Here is a 15,235-nt window from a genome sequence, read left to right as displayed (position 1 = left end):
GCTTCACCCTCTCCCATTCGCGATTAGCGGATGCGAGCGCACACCTCGGTGGCGGCGAAGAAGTAGGAGATTTCGCGAGCAGCGGAAGCCTCGGAATCCGAACCGTGTACGGCGTTTTCGTCGATCGAAACGGCGTAGTCGGCGCGGATGGTGCCGGCGTCGGCTTTCTTCGGATCGGTAGCGCCCATCAGCTCACGGTTCTTGGCGATGGCGTTCTCGCCTTCCAGTACCTGAACAACAACCGGGCCGGAGGTCATGAAAGCAACCAGGTCCTTGAAGAAGCCGCGCTCTTTGTGCTCGGCGTAGAAACCGCCGGCTTCACGCTCGGACAGCTGGACCATCTTGGCGGCAACGACGCGCAGACCGGCCTTTTCGAAGCGGGTGATGATCTCGCCCACAACGTTCTTGGCAACGGCGTCCGGCTTGATGATGGAGAGAGTACGTTCGACAGCCATGGAAAAACTCCAGAAACAAGGATTAAAGCGAAAAATTAAACCCGCGAATTATACGCGGGTTAGGGGGAAATGCGTAGGGCCGCAGCCCAGGGGCAGAAGCCGATCAGTCGGCTTCTTCGATCCAGGCAGCCTGGACGGCTTCCAGAACCTTCTCGCCACCGCGCTTGGGATCGTCGGAGAACTCCGGCAGGGCCACGATCCAGTTGTGCAGATCGACGAAGTTCACGTAGCGCGGGTCGACATCCGGCTTGGCTTCAGCGAGCTGGATGGCAATTTCCAGTACGTCGGTCCATTTAAGGCTCATATGGCGCTCCAAAGGCGGTTTCGAGACTCGCGAGCCAGACAGGGCAAGCAGGCGAGGACGCGCAGTTTACAGATTCCAGCGAGCGGCGTTCAGCAGAGTTCGCACTTGCGGGCGAGCCTCTGACGCGACCGACATGCGGCCGGCTTCGAACCGCGCTTCAGTGGCCTTCCGACACCTGATTGATAGTGTATTTCGGAATTTCCACCACCAGATCCTCATCCGCCACCAAGGCCTGGCAGGACAGACGGGAAGTAGGCTCCAGACCCCAGGCCTTGTCGAGCATGTCGTCCTCCAGCTCGTCGGAGGCCTCCAGGGAATTGAAGCCCTCGCGCACCACCACGTGGCAGGTGGTGCAGGCGCAGGACTTCTCGCAGGCGTGCTCGATGTCGATGCCGCTGCGCAGGGCGGCATCCAGGATGCTTTCGCCCGGCTTCGCTTCGATCACAGCACCCTCGGGGCAATGCTCGGCGTGGGGCAGGATGATGATCTGCGGCATTTCTGGGTCAATCCTCGATTTCGTTGAGTCGGCGGCCGGACAGGGCGGCCTTGACGGCGGCATCCATACGACGCGCGGCAAAGGCATCGGTCACCTGGGACAGGCGCTTGATCTGGGCTTCGATGGCGACGACATCACTGCCGATCGCCAACTCGCGAAGGGTTTGCATGCTATCCAGGATCGCCCCGCGCTCGGTTTCATCCAGCAGACGCTCGCCATCGGCTTCCAGAGCGGCCTGGACCGCCTCGAGCAAGCGTTCGGCCTCGACCTGCTGCTCGCGCAAGGCACGAGCGTTCTTGTCTTCGCCGGCGTACTGGAAGGAATCCTGCAGCATGCGCGAGATTTCGCCATCGGTCAGGCCATAGGACGGCTTGACCTGGATGCTAGCCTCGACGCCGCAGGCAAGCTCGCGGGCGGTTACGCCCAGCAGGCCGTCCGCGTCCACCTGGAAGGTCACGCGAATCTTCGCCGCCCCTGCCACCATGGGCGGGATACCGCGCAGTTCGAAGCGTGCCAGGGAGCGGCAATCCTTGATCAGCTCGCGCTCACCCTGGAGCACATGAATCATCATGGCCGTCTGGCCATCTTTGTAGGTGGTGAAGTCCTGGGCGCGCGCCACGGGAATCGTGGTGTTGCGCGGGATCACCTTCTCCATCAGCCCGCCCATGGTTTCCAGGCCGAGCGACAGAGGAATCACATCCAGAAGCAGCAGCTCTTCGCCACGCTTGTTGCCGGCGAGGATATCGGCCTGTACGGCAGCACCGATGGCCACCACCTGATCGGGATCGATATCGGTGAGAGGCTGACGACCGAACATTTCCGCGACTGCTTCACGCACGCGCGGCACACGAGTGGAACCACCTACCATGACCACGGCTTCGACTTCTTCCAGCTCGATGCCGGAGTCACGCACAGCGCGGCGGCAGGCCTTGAGGCTACGCGCCACCATAGGCTCGATCAGCGCATCGAATTGTTCACGGGTCAGCACGCCGCGCCAGTCGCCATAGACCAGTTCGACGCTATCGGTATCGGTCAGGGCCTCCTTGGCATCGCAGGCAACGCGCAGCAGGCTGCGCTGAGCCCCCGGATCCAGATCGGCGGACAGGCCGGCCTGCTGCACCATCCAGCCAGCGATGGCGTGGTCGAAATCATCACCACCCAGGGCACTGTCGCCACCGGTGGCCATGACCTCGAAGACACCGCGGGTCAATCGCAGGATGGAAATATCGAAGGTGCCGCCACCCAGGTCGTAGATCGCGACCACGCCTTCGGCCTGCTTGTCCAGGCCGTATGCCACTGCGGCGGCGGTCGGTTCGTTGAGCAGGCGCAGCACGTTAAGGCCGGCAAGGCGGGCTGCGTCCTTGGTGGCCTGACGCTGGGCTTCATCGAAGTACGCCGGCACAGTGATCACCGCGCCGACCAGTTCGCCACCCAGGGTGTTTTCGGCGCGCTGGCGCAGGGTCTTGAGAATGTCAGCCGAGACTTCCACCGGGCTCTTGGCACCCTGGACAGTCTCGATGAAGGGCATGTGCGATTCGCCACCGACGAAACGGTAAGGCAGTTGCTCGCCCAGTTGCTTGACGTCTTCCAGGCCACGCCCCATGAAGCGCTTGACCGAGATGATGGTGTTCAGCGGATCGCTGGAAGCGGCCTGCTTGGCAGTGCGGCCGACTTCAATGCGATCGGAATGATAGCGGACCGCGGACGGCAGGATGACCTGGCCATCGGCATCCGGCAGGGGCTCGGCGACACCGCTGCGCACAGCGGCGACCAGCGAATTGGTGGTACCCAGGTCGATACCCACCGCCAGACGGCGCTGGTGCGGTTGAGGGCTCATCCCGGGTTCGGCGATCTGCAGTAGGGCCATGCTTGTCTATTTATCAGGCGTACCGGCAACCATGACGGCATCGCGGGTTAATCGTCGAGGCGCTCTTCCAGTTGGCGCACTTCTTGGGTCAGCTTGTCGAGGAACTGCATGCGGCGCACCAGACGCTCGGCATCTTCGCGGCGCTCGACGTCATCCCAGCACTCGCCGAACTCGACGTCGAGCTCGGCCTGCGCAGCCTTGAGCCGGCGCTTGAAGACAGCGACACCATCCAGGTCGGCGCTGTCGTGCAGTTCTTCCAGCTCTTCACGCCACTGCATCTGCTGCAGGAGGAACTTCGGGTCCTGCACCGTGACTTCGAGCGGCAACTCGCGCCCCTTCAGTGCCAGCAGGTACAAGGCTCGCCGTGGTGCGCTCTTCAGCGTCTGGTAGGCGTCGTTGAGCTGCGCCGCACGCTCCAGCGCCAGGCGCTGCTCGCGCTCGGAAGCATCAGCGAATCGGTCGGGATGGACGGTACGCGCCAGCTCGCGATAACGCGTCGCAAGCTGGTCGAGATCCAGTCGATAACCCGGCTTCAGGTCAAACAGCGCAAAATGACAGGGAGTTCCCACACACGCCTCAGACGTTGAAGCTCTCGCCGCAGCCGCATTCGCCGCGCACGTTCGGGTTATTGAACTTGAAACCTTCGTTGAGCCCTTCGCGAACGAAGTCCAGCTCGGTGCCATCGAGGTAGGTCAGGCTCTTGGGATCGATGATCACCTTGACGCCGTGACTCTCGAAGACCAGGTCTTCCCCGGTCACCTCATCGACGAACTCCAGCACGTAGGCGAGACCGGAGCAGCCAGTCGTACGCACCCCCAGACGGATACCTTCACCCTTGCCACGCCCCTCGATGGAACGCTGCACGTGACGGGCGGCGGATTCAGTCATGCTGATGGCCATTGCAACTCCTTACTCGTTTCGAGCGCTTAGAGCAGACCCTTCTTCTGCTTGTAGTCGTGGACGGCCGCCTTGATGGCGTCCTCGGCCAGCACCGAGCAGTGGATCTTCACCGGCGGCAGGGCCAGTTCTTCGGCGATGGTGGTGTTCTTGATGGCAGCCGCCTCATCCAGGGTCTTGCCCTTCATCCACTCGGTGGCAAGGGAGCTGGAGGCGATGGCGGAGCCGCAGCCGTAGGTCTTGAACTTGGCGTCTTCGATAACGCCCTGCTCGTTGACCTTGATCTGCAGGCGCATCACGTCGCCGCAGGCCGGGGCGCCGACCATGCCAGTACCCACATTCGGGTCCTGGGCGTCGAGCTTGCCCACGTTACGCGGGTTTTCGTAGTGGTCGATGACCTTGTCGCTGTATGCCATGGTAACTATTCCTCACTCATCAGGGTGGCGTCAGTGCGCCTGCCATTCGACCTGGGAAAGGTCGACGCCCTCTTTATACATATCCCACAGCGGGGACAGTTCACGTAGTTTGACTACCGCTTCGCGCACCTTGGCAGCGGCGTAATCCACTTCTTCCTCGGTGGAGAAACGGCCGAAGGTGAAGCGGATGGAGCTGTGCGCCAGCTCGTCGTTGCGACCCAGGGCACGCAGCACGTAGGACGGCTCAAGGGAAGCCGAGGTGCAGGCGGAACCGGAGGAGACCGCGAGGTCCTTGAGCGCCATGATCAGCGACTCACCTTCGACATAGTTGAAGCTGACGTTCAGGTTGTGCGGTACGCGGGAAGTAGCGCTGCCGTTCAGGTAGAGCTCTTCCATGTCTTCGATCTGGGCCCAGAAGCGATCGGCCAGAGCCTTGATGCGCTTGTTCTCGCTGGCCATTTCCTGCTTGGCGATGTGGAAGGCTTCGCCCATGCCGACAATCTGGTGGGTCGCCAGGGTACCGGAACGCATGCCACGCTCGTGGCCGCCACCGTGCGTCTGGGCTTCCAGACGTACGCGGGGCTTGCGGCGAACGTACAGGGCGCCGATGCCTTTCGGACCATAGGTCTTGTGGGCGGAGAAGGACATCAGGTCGACCTTCAGTTTCTCCAGGTCGATTTCCACCTTGCCGGTGGACTGGGCTGCGTCGACGTGGAACAGGATGCCGCGGGCACGGGTCAGCTCGCCGATGGCGGCGATATCGTTGATGGTGCCGATCTCGTTGTTCACGTGCATGACCGACACCAGGATGGTGTCGTCACGCAGGGCCGCTTCAACCATTGCCGGAGTGATCAGGCCATCTTCGCCCGGCTCCAGGTAGGTCACTTCGAAGCCTTCGCGCTCAAGCTGGCGGGTGGTGTCCAGCACCGCCTTGTGCTCGATCTTCGAGGTGATGATGTGCTTGCCCTTGCCACTGTAGAAATGCGCGACGCCCTTGATGGCCAGGTTGTCGGATTCAGTCGCACCGGAGGTCCAGACGATTTCGCGCGGGTCGGCATTGACCAGCTCTGCCACCTGACGACGGGCATTCTCCACTGCCTCTTCAGCTTTCCAGCCGAACACGTGGGAACGCGAGGCCGGGTTGCCGAAGTTGCCGTCCACCAGCAGGCACTCGCTCATCTTCTGAGCGACGCGCGGGTCCACCGGCGTAGTGGCGGAGTAGTCGAGGTAGATCGGCAATTTCATCGGGGCTCTCCTATCAGGTATCGAGGCCAATCACGGGCCGGCGCCCTGCTCAATCGATGGCAGACGCTTCAATCTTATCGAGGTGCGGCATCCTGCCATTGCTTCCACAGCGGCGTTGATCCTGCCGCTGAGCGACCTCCTGGACCTCGCGACGGTTGACCAGATCGGCCAGACTGATGCCGCTGAGGAATTCGTGGATCTGCAGGCTCAGATCGCACCAGAGGTGGTGAGTGAGGCAGGTATCGCCGGAATGGCAATCGCCGAGGCCCTGGCAACGGGTGGCATCCACCGACTCGTTGACCGCATCGATAACCTGGGCGACGTGAATGCCATGCATGTCACGGGAAAGCTGGTAGCCACCGCCCGGGCCGCGCACGCTGCTGACCAGATTGCCACGGCGGAGCTTGGCGAAAAGCTGCTCGAGGTAAGACAGGGAAATGCCCTGCCGCTCGGAAATATCTGCCAGAGACACCGGCCCGTGCTGCGCATGTAGCGCCAAGTCGAGCATGGCGGTGACGGCGTATCGGCCTTTGGTGGTCAGTCGCATGGTGGGTACCACGGGATCGCTGGAATGCAGCGAGTATGCAATTCCCGACTATTTAAGTCAACTATAAGCCTGATTAAAACAGTCGGGATTACATCTTGCAGGGGCGAGCATGATAGCAGAGGCACATCCCGTTAGCATCCTAATAATCCGCCCCCACCCTCCGGACCAGGGTCGGATCGACGGGCCTCAGGCAACCGGCTTGCGCTCGTCATCCTTGACCCCGGCGAAGTCCTCGTCGCGCAGCTCCGGGAGGGCCTTGGCGCAGTAATCGCTGCCGAGCGCAGTGAGCGCTTTGCACATGCCGTCCAGGCGCTCGTCCACCGCCTGCACATGATCCAGCAACTGACCGATCGCACGCGCCACCGGGTCCGGCATGTCCTGCCCCAGACCGTAGGCATCGAAGCCGAAACGCTCGGCGATGGCCTGGCGCTTGGCCTCCTGCTCGGGATCGGCCTTGACGATGATCCGCCCCGGAATACCCACTGCGGTAGCGCCTGCCGGCACCTCCTTGGTCACCACGGCATTGGAGCCGATCTTGGCGCCGGCGCCGACGATGAAGGGACCGAGCACCTTGGCGCCCGCCCCCACCACCACACCGTCCTCCAGCGTCGGATGGCGCTTGCCCTGGTTCCAGCTGGTGCCGCCCAGGGTCACGCCCTGGTAGAGGGTGACGTCATTGCCGATCTCGGCCGTTTCGCCAATGACGATGCCCATGCCGTGGTCGATGAAGAAGCGGCGACCGATCTTCGCACCCGGATGGATCTCGATGCCGGTCAACCAGCGACTGAAGTTGGAAACCAGCCGTGCGAGCCACTTCCAGCCCGCGATCCAGAGAGCATGGGCCACGCGATGCAACCAGATGGCATGCAGGCCCGGGTAACAAGTGAGCACCTCGAAGGCATTGCGCGCAGCCGGATCACGGTGGAATACGCTCTGAATGTCTTCTCGAATGCTGTCGAACATCACGTGTCACTCCGCTTGCTTGTTTCGCCCCGCACGGCCTTCTGCGTCTCGGTGAGGATGCCGCGCAGGATGTTCATTTCCAGCTTGCTGATGCTGGCTCGCCCATAGAGACGACGCAGCCGGGACATCAGGTGCCGGGGCTTCTCCGGGTCGAGGAAGCCAATCTCCACCAGAGTGCTCTCCAGGTGCTCGTAGTAACGCTCCAGCTCATCGACGGTCACCGGCTGGGCGTTGAGCATGGCGGTGGTTTCCACCTTCTCCACCTTGCTCGGCAGCCCCTCCACTTCCAGCCAGGCCATGCGCGCCTCATACACCAGCACCTGGACCGCAGCAGCCAGGTTCAGCGAGGAGAATTCCGGATTGGAGGGGATATGCACGTGGTACTGGCAGCGCTGCAGTTCTTCATTGGTCAGGCCTGCATATTCGCGGCCGAACACCAGGGCGACTTCCCCCGCACGAGCCTGCTCCACCGCAGTCCTGCCGCACTCGCGCGGATCGAGGAGTGGCCAGGGAATGCGGCGATCACGCGCACTGGTGCCAACCACCAGGCTGCAACCCACCAGCGCCTCTTCCAGGGTGGCGACCACCTGGGCAGCGTCAAGAATATCGTCGGCGCCGGAAGCACGGGCGCGCGCTTCAGGACTGGGGAAGTCCACCGGATCCACCAGCACCAGCTTCGACAGGCCCATGTTCTTCATGGCGCGGGCGGCACCACCGATATTGCCGGGATGGCTGGTATTGACCAGCACCACGCGAATGTTCTGCAGCAACGCTCTAGTCTCTCAGCGGAAGCTCTAAGGGAGCGGAATATTACCGGACGCCCCGACGCAACGCCACGAATCACGCAGCCTCCCCTGCCTGCCTCGAGCTTTTTCTGATACCATGTGCGGCTTTCTTCTTTAACGACCCAGGTGAACTCCCCATGCAGCCTATGCTGAATATCGCCCTGCGCGCCGCTCGCAGCGCCGGTGAACTGATTTTCCGCTCTATCGAGCGCCTGGACGTTATCTCCGTCAACGAGAAGGACGCCAAGGACTACGTCACCGAGGTCGATCGCGCCGCTGAGCTGTCCATCGTGCAGGCCCTGCGCAAGGCGTACCCGAACCACGGCATCCTCGGCGAGGAAGGCGGCCTGCTGGAAGGCAAGGGAGAAGGCGCCGACTACCTGTGGATCATCGATCCACTGGATGGCACCACCAACTTCATCCGTGGCGTTCCGCACTTCGCCGTCAGCATCGCCTGCAAATACAAGGGTCGCCTGGAACACGCCGTAGTTCTGGATCCGGTTCGCCAGGAAGAGTTCACCGCCAGCCGCGGCCGTGGCGCCGCCCTCAACGGCCGCCGCCTGCGCGTCAGCCCGCGCAAGAGCCTGGAAGGCGCACTGCTCGGCACCGGCTTCCCCTTCCGCGACAATCAGCTCGACAACCTCGACAGCTATCTGGGCATGTTCCGCAGCCTGGTCGGCCAGACCGCCGGCATCCGCCGCGCCGGCTCCGCCAGCCTGGACCTGGCCTATGTCGCGGCCGGCCGTTTCGACGCCTTCTGGGAATTCGGCCTGTCCGAGTGGGACATGGCGGCCGGCGCGCTGCTGGTACAGGAAGCAGGCGGCCTGGTGAGCGACTTCACCGGTGGTCATGACTTCCTCGAGAAGGGCCACGTGGTAGCGGGCAACACCAAGTGCTTCAAGGCCGTGCTGACTGCCATCCAGCCGCACCTGCCGCCGTCGCTGAAGCGCTGATCGCGCTTCACGCGACCACAAAAAACCCGGCCTTGGCCGGGTTTTTCGTTTTCTGGACGCTGCTTATTCCTGCACGCCTGCAACGCCACCTTGAGGCTGGACAGCGCCTTGCTGACCAAGAATCAGCTGACCATCCTTGCCGACCGGGATCTGCCGGCCCGGATCATGATCCATGCGCACCTGGCCGACCTTGCCGTCGAACTGGTACTTCACGTCATAGCCCACCAGCTTCTCGCTGGTATCGGTTACCGTCTTGCAGCGGGTTTCAGTGGTGGTGTAGGTGTCGCTCTCCTGCATGTGCTCCTGCACCTTGTTGCCGGCATATCCACCGCCTACGGCACCTGCGACGGTGGCAATCTTCTTGCCGGAACCACCACCAACCTGGTTACCCAGCAGACCACCCGCCACCGCACCCAGCACGGTGCCGGCGATCTGATGTTGATCCTTGACCGGACGCTGGCGGGTCACCGCCACGTCATTGCAGACCTCGCGCGGGGTCTTCACGGTTTCATTGATCGGCTGGACAGCGAGCACTTCCGCATACTCCGGGCCGTTATTACCTACCAGACTGTAGGTAGCCACGGCGCCGCCGGCAGTTACACCAACCGCACCCAGAACAGCACCGACGAGCATCGACTTGTTCACTTGAACCTCCTGACTCTTCCATCGCGGGCTTGCATGCCCTACTCCCTGCCTTGGATAGACGAAAAAATCCCGAGTTCCCAAACCTATGGGAATATTCCGACAAATGGGACGTCAGTCTCATGCACCAGAAACGACGAGGCCCGGCATTGCCGGGCCTCGTACATGGCGCTCGAACACCTCAGGGACGATCGTCGACCTCGGCGGTATTCGCCGGCGGAATCAGGTCCTCGGAGGTCAGCTTCAGCCAGATCAGCACCGGGGCGCTGATGTAGATGGAGGAGTAGGTACCCACCACCACACCGACCAGAAGCGACAGGGCGAAGCCATGCAGGCTGTCGCCACCGAACACCAGCAGGGCGAACAGCGCCAGAGCGGTCGACATCGAAGTCGCAATGGTCCGCAGCAGGGTCTGGGTGCAGGACACGTCGATGTTCTCGATCAGGTCCGCACGACGCAGCACGCGGAAGTTCTCGCGGATACGGTCGAAGATGATGATGGTGTCGTTCAGCGAGTAGCCGATCATCGCCAGGACCGCTGCCAGGACGGTGAGGTCGAAGGGAATCTGGAAGAACGCCAGGATACCCAGAGTCACAACCACGTCGTGGACCAGCGAGGCCACGGCACCGACACCGAACTTCCACTGGAAGCGGAAGGCCAGGTACAGCAGGATGCCGCCCAGGGCCAGCAGCATGGCCAGGCCACCCTGGTCACGCAGCTCCTCGCCCACCTGCGGGCCGACGAACTCAACGCGCTTGAGCTCGAACTTGCTCTCTGCGTCGACCTTGCGCAGGGCGTCGGCAACCTTGTTGCCCAGTTGCGGGTCTTCGCCAGCCAGACGCACCAGCACATCGGTGGAGGCGCCGAAGCTCTGCACCACGGCGTCCGGATAGCCCGCCTGACCCAGCTCCTGCTTGATCAGTTCGAGGTTCGCCGGCTTCTCGTAGGACAGCTCGATCAGGGTACCGCCGGTAAAGTCCAGGCCGAAGTTCAGACCCTTGGCGAACAGGCTGCCGATACCGATCAGGCTGATGATCACGGTAATGGCGAACGCAACGTTGCGTATCGCCATGAAACGGATGGTTGACTTGATCATGACAGGCCTCAAATCCACAGTTTCTTGAAGTTGCGGCCACCGAAGATCAGGTTGACCATGCCGCGGGTGAACATGATGGCGGTGAACATCGAGGTGATGATCCCGAGCGACATGGTCACGGCAAAGCCCTTGATCGGACCGGTACCGAGGGCGAACAGGATGCCGCCCACCAGCAGGGTGGTGAGGTTACTGTCGACGATCGCGGTGTAGGCGCGGTCGAAGCCTTCGTGAATCGCACGCTGAACCGACAGGCCATTGGCCAGCTCCTCGCGAATCCGCGAGTAGATGAGCACGTTGGCGTCCACCGCCATGCCCAGGGTCAGCACGATACCGGCGATCCCCGGCAGGGTCAGGGTGGCACCGATCACCGACATCAGCCCCACCAGCAGCACCAGGTTGAACGCCAGGGCGATGGTGGCAAGGAAGCCGAAGAAGCGGTAAATGGCCATGATGAACAGCGAAACGAAGACCATCGCCCACTCGGTGGATTCGATGCCCTTGATGATGTTCTCGGCGCCAAGGCTCGGGCCGATGGTGCGTTCTTCGGCGAAGTACATCGGCGCAGCCAGACCACCGGCACGCAGCAGCAGGGCCAGTTCCGAAGATTCACCCTGGCCGTTCAGGCCGGTGATGCGGAATTGGCTACCCAGCGGCGACTGGATGGTCGCCAGACTGATGATCTTCTTTTCCTCCTTGAAGCTCTGCACCGCCACTTCCTTCTGGACGCCGTCGACATCCTGGGTCACGTAGCGGGTAACCGGGCGCTGCTCGATGAAGATCACCGCCATGCTGCGACCCACGTTGTTGCGGGTGGCACGGCTCATCAGCTCGCCGCCGTGGCCGTCGAGGCGGATATTCACCTGCGGACGACCGTTTTCGTCGTAGCTCGCCTGGGCGTCGGTCACCTGGTCACCCGTGATGATCAGGCTGCGCTCCAGCGGCACGGCGGGACGGCCCGGCTCACGGAATTCGAAGGATTCGGTCGACGCCTTGCTGGCGGTCGGTTCAGCGGCCAGGCGGAACTCCAGGTTGGCGGTCTTGCCGAGGATACGCTTGGCTTCAGCGGTGTCCTGCACGCCCGGCAGCTCGACCACGATGCGGTTGGCGCCCTGGCGCTGCACCAGCGGCTCGGCGACACCCAGTTCGTTGACGCGGTTGCGGACGGTAGTCAGGTTCTGCTTGATCGAGTATTCGCGAATCTCGGCCAGCTTGGCCTGGGTGAGGGCCAGCTGCAGGACCTGCTGATCACCACGCGCGGAGGTGGTGATATCGAAATCATTGAAGCTCTTGCGGATCAGCGACTGGGCCTTGTCCAGGGACTCCTGGTCGGTGAAGCCGAGCTGGAAGCCATTCTCCTGGGCCGGCAGGCTGCGGTAGCGGACACGTTCCTTGCGCAGCAGGGTGCGGACTTCGCCTTCATAGATCTTCAGGCGCGCATCGACAGCCTTCTCCATGTCCACTTCCAGCAGGAAGTGCACACCACCGGAGAGGTCGAGACCCAGCTTCATCGGCGAGGCGCCGAGCTTGCGCAGCCAGTCCGGAGTGGTCGGAGCCAGGTTCAGCGCGACGACGTAGTCATCGCCCAGGGCCTTGCGCACCACGTCCTTGGCCGGGAGCTGGTCGGCCAGCTTGGTCAGACGTAGCAGGCCGCCGGTCTGGCCGATGCTGGAGGATTTCAGTTCGATGCCGGCCTGCTTCAGGGCTTCGTTCGCCTTGTCGAGGTCGGCTTGCTGGATCTTCAGCGCGGTGCTGGCGCCGCTGATCTGGATCGCCGGATCGTCCGGATAGAGATTGGGTGCGGAATAGACCAGGCCGATCGCCAGCACCGCCAGGATCAGCAGATATTTCCACAGTGGGTACTTGTTGAGCATGACTCCGCCCGTTATGACGCGGGGCGCCTGTTGGCGCCCCGTCGGTGTTGATCCATGGATCCTTAGATGGCTTTCAGGGTGCCCTTCGGCAGGGTCGCCGCGATAGCCGCCTTCTGGAACTTCAGCTCTACGTTGTCGGACACTTCGACGACCACGAAGTCATCGGCGACCTTGGTGACCTTGCCAGCGATGCCGCCGGAGGTGACCACTTCGTCGCCCTTCTGCAGGCTGCCGAGGAGGTTCTTGTGCTCCTTGGCACGTTTGGCCTGGGGACGCCAGATCATCAGGTAGAAGATGACCAGGAAACCGATCAGAAAAACCCACTCGAAGCCGGTACCGGCGGGGCCGGCAGCAGCCGGCGCTGCAGCGTCGGCATAGGCGGCGGGAATCAGAAAGCTCATTTAGCACTCCTGTTGCGGAAATATGAAAAATCGACTCTGGAAAAATGCGGCTTTATCAGTCCAGGGGCGGAGTCGGTAGTCCGCGCTTGGCATAGAAGGCATCGACAAAGGCGGCCAATTTACCCTGTTGAATTGCCTCGCGCAAACCAGCCATCAGGCGCTGGTAATGCCGCAAGTTGTGGATTGTATTCAACATGCTGCCGAGCATTTCGCCGCATTTGTCCAGATGATGCAGATAGGCGCGTGAGAAGTGTTTGCAGGTGTAACAATCGCAAGTGGGGTCCAGCGGGGACTCGTCATGCTTGTGCACCGAATTGCGGATTTTCAGCACGCCGGTGTCGATGAACAGGTGGCCATTTCGCGCGTTACGGGTCGGCATCACGCAGTCGAACATATCCACACCGCGACGTACGCCTTCCACCAGGTCTTCCGGCTTGCCGACGCCCATCAGGTAGCGCGGCTTGTCCGCCGGCATCTGGCCGGGCAGGTAGTCCAGCACGCGAATCATCTCTTCCTTCGGCTCGCCCACGGAGAGGCCGCCGATCGCCAGACCGTCGAAGCCGATCTCGCCGAGACCTTCCAGGGAGCGCGTGCGCAGCTCCTCGTGCATGCCGCCCTGGACGATGCCAAAGAGCGCGGCGGTGCTTTCACCGTGGGCCACCTTGGATCGCTTGGCCCAACGCAGCGACAGCTCCATGGAGCGCTTGGCGGTATCGAAGTCCGCCGGATAGGGCGTGCACTCGTCGAAGATCATCACGATGTCGGAGCCCAGGTCACGCTGGACCTGCATGGACTCTTCAGGACCCATGAACACCTTGGCGCCGTCTACCGGAGAGGCGAAGGTCACGCCCTCCTCCTTGATCTTGCGCATGGCGCCCAGACTGAACACCTGGAAGCCGCCGGAGTCGGTGAGGATCGGACCTTGCCACTGCATGAAGTCATGCAGGTCACCGTGCCGCTTGATCACCTCCATGCCCGGCCGCAGCCAGAGATGGAAGGTGTTGCCGAGAATGATCTGCGCGCCGATGCCTTCGATATCGCGCGGCAGCATTCCCTTCACGGTGCCGTAGGTTCCCACTGGCATGAAGGCGGGCGTCTCGACCACACCCCGGGGGAAGGTCAGGCGGCCGCGACGGGCCTTGCCGTCGGTGGCCAGCAACTCGAAGTTCATCCGGCAGGTGCGCGTCATGCTTGGTCCTCGGGTCCGCGCGGGGCGGGATTGCGGGTGATGAACATGGCATCACCGTAACTGAAGAATCGGTAGCCCTGCTCCACTGCGGCGGCGTATGCAGCCATGGTCTCCGGATAACCGGCGAAGGCCGACACCAGCATCAGCAACGTGGATTCGGGCAGGTGGAAATTGGTGACCAGGGCATCGACCACATGGAAGGGCCGGCCCGGGTACAGGAAGATGTCGGTGTCGCCGCTGAAGGCCTTGAGCCGGCCATCCCGTGCGGCGCTTTCCAGGGAGCGCACGCTGGTGGTGCCGACGGCGATGACCCGACCGCCGCGAGCACGGCAGGCGGCCACGGCATCCACCACGTCCTGGCCCACTTCGAGCCATTCGCAGTGCATGTGGTGGTCCTCGATGCGCTCTACCCGCACCGGCTGAAACGTGCCGGCGCCGACATGCAGGGTAACGAAAGCACTCTCCACACCCTTGGCAGAGACGGCGTCCAGCAGGGCCTGGTCGAAGTGCAGCCCGGCGGTCGGCGCTGCAACAGCGCCCGCGTGGCGGGCATAGACGGTCTGGTAACGCTCGCGGTCGGCGTCCTCATCAGGCCTGTCTATATAAGGGGGCAACGGCATGTGGCCGACGCGCTCCAGCAGCGGCAGTACTTCCTCGGCGAACTTCAGCTCGAACAGAGCGTCATGCCGGGCAATCATCTCGGCTTCGCCGCCGCCGTCGATCAACAGGGTCGAGCCCGGCTTGGGCGACTTGCTGGAACGCACGTGGGCCAACACGCGATGGCTGTCCAGCACCCGCTCGACGAGTATCTCCAGCTTGCCGCCCGAGGCCTTCTGACCAAACAGGCGCGCGGGAATCACCCGGGTGTTGTTGAACACCATCAGGTCGCCCGGGCGCAGGTACTCCAGCAGGTCGGCGAAATGGCGATGGCTCAGTGCGCCGGTTTGGCCATCCAGCACGAGGAGACGGCTGGCGCGGCGCTCGGCCAGGGGATGACGGGCGATAAGAGCTTCAGGAAGCTCGAAGTGGAAGTCGGCTACGCGCATGGTGGGTGGGGGGTCGTATCGCAGGGGCGCAGATAGTACAGGAAATGCCCATTCCTGACCAC

18 protein-coding genes are annotated in these 15,235 nt (G+C 62.7%); 1 reads left to right on the top strand and 17 read right to left on the bottom strand.

Translation table 11 applies throughout. The annotated features are described in order from the left end of the window. Window positions 1-23: 23 nt before the first annotated feature. From ndk to trmJ, 11 genes are all read right to left on the bottom strand, one after another. Window positions 24-455, bottom strand: a complete 432-nt coding sequence (gene ndk, locus FXN65_RS05330) for a nucleoside-diphosphate kinase (RefSeq protein ID WP_151132049.1) — start codon at window positions 453-455, stop codon at window positions 24-26. Window positions 456-558: 103 nt separating this feature from the next. Beyond that, window positions 559-759: a Fe-S cluster assembly protein IscX gene (gene iscX, locus FXN65_RS05325; RefSeq protein WP_151132048.1), complete on the bottom strand. Its 201-nt coding sequence runs from the start codon at window positions 757-759 to the stop codon at window positions 559-561. Between the two features lie 157 nt (window positions 760-916). Further along, a complete protein-coding gene (gene fdx, locus FXN65_RS05320; protein WP_151132047.1) occupies window positions 917-1,255 on the bottom strand; it encodes an ISC system 2Fe-2S type ferredoxin in 339 nt (112 codons plus the stop codon). A gap of 7 nt (window positions 1,256-1,262) precedes the next feature. Then, complete coding sequence (gene hscA / locus FXN65_RS05315; protein ID WP_151132046.1) at window positions 1,263-3,122, bottom strand: Fe-S protein assembly chaperone HscA; 1,860 nt, start codon at window positions 3,120-3,122, stop codon at window positions 1,263-1,265. Window positions 3,123-3,169: 47 nt separating this feature from the next. Beyond that, window positions 3,170-3,691 (bottom strand): co-chaperone HscB, encoded by a 522-nt coding sequence (gene hscB / locus FXN65_RS05310; RefSeq protein ID WP_151132045.1) that lies wholly within the window; start codon window positions 3,689-3,691, stop codon window positions 3,170-3,172. 7 nt (window positions 3,692-3,698) lie between these two features. Continuing rightward, window positions 3,699-4,022: an iron-sulfur cluster assembly protein IscA gene (iscA, locus tag FXN65_RS05305; RefSeq protein ID WP_151132044.1), complete on the bottom strand. Its 324-nt coding sequence runs from the start codon at window positions 4,020-4,022 to the stop codon at window positions 3,699-3,701. Between the two features lie 26 nt (window positions 4,023-4,048). Beyond that, window positions 4,049-4,435: a Fe-S cluster assembly scaffold IscU gene (gene iscU / locus FXN65_RS05300; protein ID WP_151132043.1), complete on the bottom strand. Its 387-nt coding sequence runs from the start codon at window positions 4,433-4,435 to the stop codon at window positions 4,049-4,051. 30 nt (window positions 4,436-4,465) lie between these two features. Next, window positions 4,466-5,680: an IscS subfamily cysteine desulfurase gene (locus FXN65_RS05295; protein WP_151132042.1), complete on the bottom strand. Its 1,215-nt coding sequence runs from the start codon at window positions 5,678-5,680 to the stop codon at window positions 4,466-4,468. A gap of 49 nt (window positions 5,681-5,729) precedes the next feature. Further along, complete coding sequence (gene iscR, locus FXN65_RS05290) at window positions 5,730-6,227, bottom strand: Fe-S cluster assembly transcriptional regulator IscR (RefSeq protein ID WP_016491067.1); 498 nt, start codon at window positions 6,225-6,227, stop codon at window positions 5,730-5,732. Window positions 6,228-6,413: 186 nt separating this feature from the next. Further along, complete coding sequence (cysE, locus tag FXN65_RS05285; RefSeq protein WP_151132041.1) at window positions 6,414-7,190, bottom strand: serine O-acetyltransferase; 777 nt, start codon at window positions 7,188-7,190, stop codon at window positions 6,414-6,416. After that, the gene (trmJ, locus tag FXN65_RS05280) at window positions 7,190-7,960 is read right to left on the bottom strand and encodes a tRNA (cytosine(32)/uridine(32)-2'-O)-methyltransferase TrmJ (protein WP_151132040.1); all 771 of its coding nucleotides are present in this window, start codon (window positions 7,958-7,960) and stop codon (window positions 7,190-7,192) included. The genes cysE and trmJ overlap by 1 nt, the downstream gene beginning before the upstream one ends. A 152-nt stretch (window positions 7,961-8,112) precedes the next feature. On the opposite strand from trmJ, the gene suhB reads away from it, so the two are divergent. Then, on the top strand, window positions 8,113-8,928 hold the full coding sequence (gene suhB / locus FXN65_RS05275; RefSeq protein ID WP_151132039.1) for a type III secretion system regulator SuhB: 816 nt from the start codon (window positions 8,113-8,115) through the stop codon (window positions 8,926-8,928). A 63-nt stretch (window positions 8,929-8,991) separates the two neighbouring features. Here suhB and FXN65_RS05270 read toward each other — a convergent pair whose 3' ends face one another. The 6 genes from FXN65_RS05270 to queA all read right to left on the bottom strand — a co-directional run bounded on the left by FXN65_RS05270 (window position 8,992) and on the right by queA (window position 15,173). Beyond that, window positions 8,992-9,573, bottom strand: a complete 582-nt coding sequence (locus FXN65_RS05270) for a glycine zipper 2TM domain-containing protein (protein ID WP_151132038.1) — start codon at window positions 9,571-9,573, stop codon at window positions 8,992-8,994. 178 nt (window positions 9,574-9,751) lie between these two features. Further along, a complete protein-coding gene (secF, locus tag FXN65_RS05265) occupies window positions 9,752-10,666 on the bottom strand; it encodes a protein translocase subunit SecF (RefSeq protein WP_151132037.1) in 915 nt (304 codons plus the stop codon). Window positions 10,667-10,674: 8 nt separating this feature from the next. Then, entirely contained in the window at window positions 10,675-12,537 is a 1,863-nt protein-coding gene (secD, locus tag FXN65_RS05260; protein ID WP_151132036.1) for a protein translocase subunit SecD, read from the bottom strand. A gap of 62 nt (window positions 12,538-12,599) precedes the next feature. Continuing rightward, entirely contained in the window at window positions 12,600-12,938 is a 339-nt protein-coding gene (gene yajC, locus FXN65_RS05255; protein ID WP_151132035.1) for a preprotein translocase subunit YajC, read from the bottom strand. A 55-nt stretch (window positions 12,939-12,993) separates the two neighbouring features. Then, window positions 12,994-14,109, bottom strand: a complete 1,116-nt coding sequence (tgt, locus tag FXN65_RS05250; RefSeq protein ID WP_178119420.1) for a tRNA guanosine(34) transglycosylase Tgt — start codon at window positions 14,107-14,109, stop codon at window positions 12,994-12,996. 14 nt (window positions 14,110-14,123) lie between these two features. Further along, a complete protein-coding gene (gene queA / locus FXN65_RS05245) occupies window positions 14,124-15,173 on the bottom strand; it encodes a tRNA preQ1(34) S-adenosylmethionine ribosyltransferase-isomerase QueA (RefSeq protein ID WP_151132033.1) in 1,050 nt (349 codons plus the stop codon). Window positions 15,174-15,235: the final 62 nt, after the last annotated feature.

It is taken from the genome of Pseudomonas lalkuanensis (assembly GCF_008807375.1).
Taxonomy (GTDB): Bacteria; Pseudomonadota; Gammaproteobacteria; order Pseudomonadales; family Pseudomonadaceae; genus Metapseudomonas; species Metapseudomonas lalkuanensis.
The sequence above is the reverse complement of the archived record's forward strand: the minus strand, read 5'-3'. Positions and strand labels throughout refer to the sequence as shown.

Coding starts and splice junctions, on each gene's coding strand:
- ndk (WP_151132049.1), bottom strand. CDS start 455: ATGGCTGTCGAACGTACTCTCTCCATCATCAAGCCGGACGCCGTTGCC.
- iscX (WP_151132048.1), bottom strand. CDS start 759: ATGAGCCTTAAATGGACCGACGTACTGGAAATTGCCATCCAGCTCGCT.
- fdx (WP_151132047.1), bottom strand. CDS start 1,255: ATGCCGCAGATCATCATCCTGCCCCACGCCGAGCATTGCCCCGAGGGT.
- hscA (WP_151132046.1), bottom strand. CDS start 3,122: ATGGCCCTACTGCAGATCGCCGAACCCGGGATGAGCCCTCAACCGCAC.
- iscA (WP_151132044.1), bottom strand. CDS start 4,022: ATGGCCATCAGCATGACTGAATCCGCCGCCCGTCACGTGCAGCGTTCC.
- iscU (WP_151132043.1), bottom strand. CDS start 4,435: ATGGCATACAGCGACAAGGTCATCGACCACTACGAAAACCCGCGTAAC.
- FXN65_RS05295 (WP_151132042.1), bottom strand. CDS start 5,680: ATGAAATTGCCGATCTACCTCGACTACTCCGCCACTACGCCGGTGGAC.
- iscR (WP_016491067.1), bottom strand. CDS start 6,227: ATGCGACTGACCACCAAAGGCCGATACGCCGTCACCGCCATGCTCGAC.
- cysE (WP_151132041.1), bottom strand. CDS start 7,190: ATGTTCGACAGCATTCGAGAAGACATTCAGAGCGTATTCCACCGTGAT.
- suhB (WP_151132039.1), top strand. CDS start 8,113: ATGCAGCCTATGCTGAATATCGCCCTGCGCGCCGCTCGCAGCGCCGGT.
- secF (WP_151132037.1), bottom strand. CDS start 10,666: ATGATCAAGTCAACCATCCGTTTCATGGCGATACGCAACGTTGCGTTC.
- secD (WP_151132036.1), bottom strand. CDS start 12,537: ATGCTCAACAAGTACCCACTGTGGAAATATCTGCTGATCCTGGCGGTG.
- yajC (WP_151132035.1), bottom strand. CDS start 12,938: ATGAGCTTTCTGATTCCCGCCGCCTATGCCGACGCTGCAGCGCCGGCT.
- tgt (WP_178119420.1), bottom strand. CDS start 14,109: ATGAACTTCGAGTTGCTGGCCACCGACGGCAAGGCCCGTCGCGGCCGC.
- queA (WP_151132033.1), bottom strand. CDS start 15,173: ATGCGCGTAGCCGACTTCCACTTCGAGCTTCCTGAAGCTCTTATCGCC.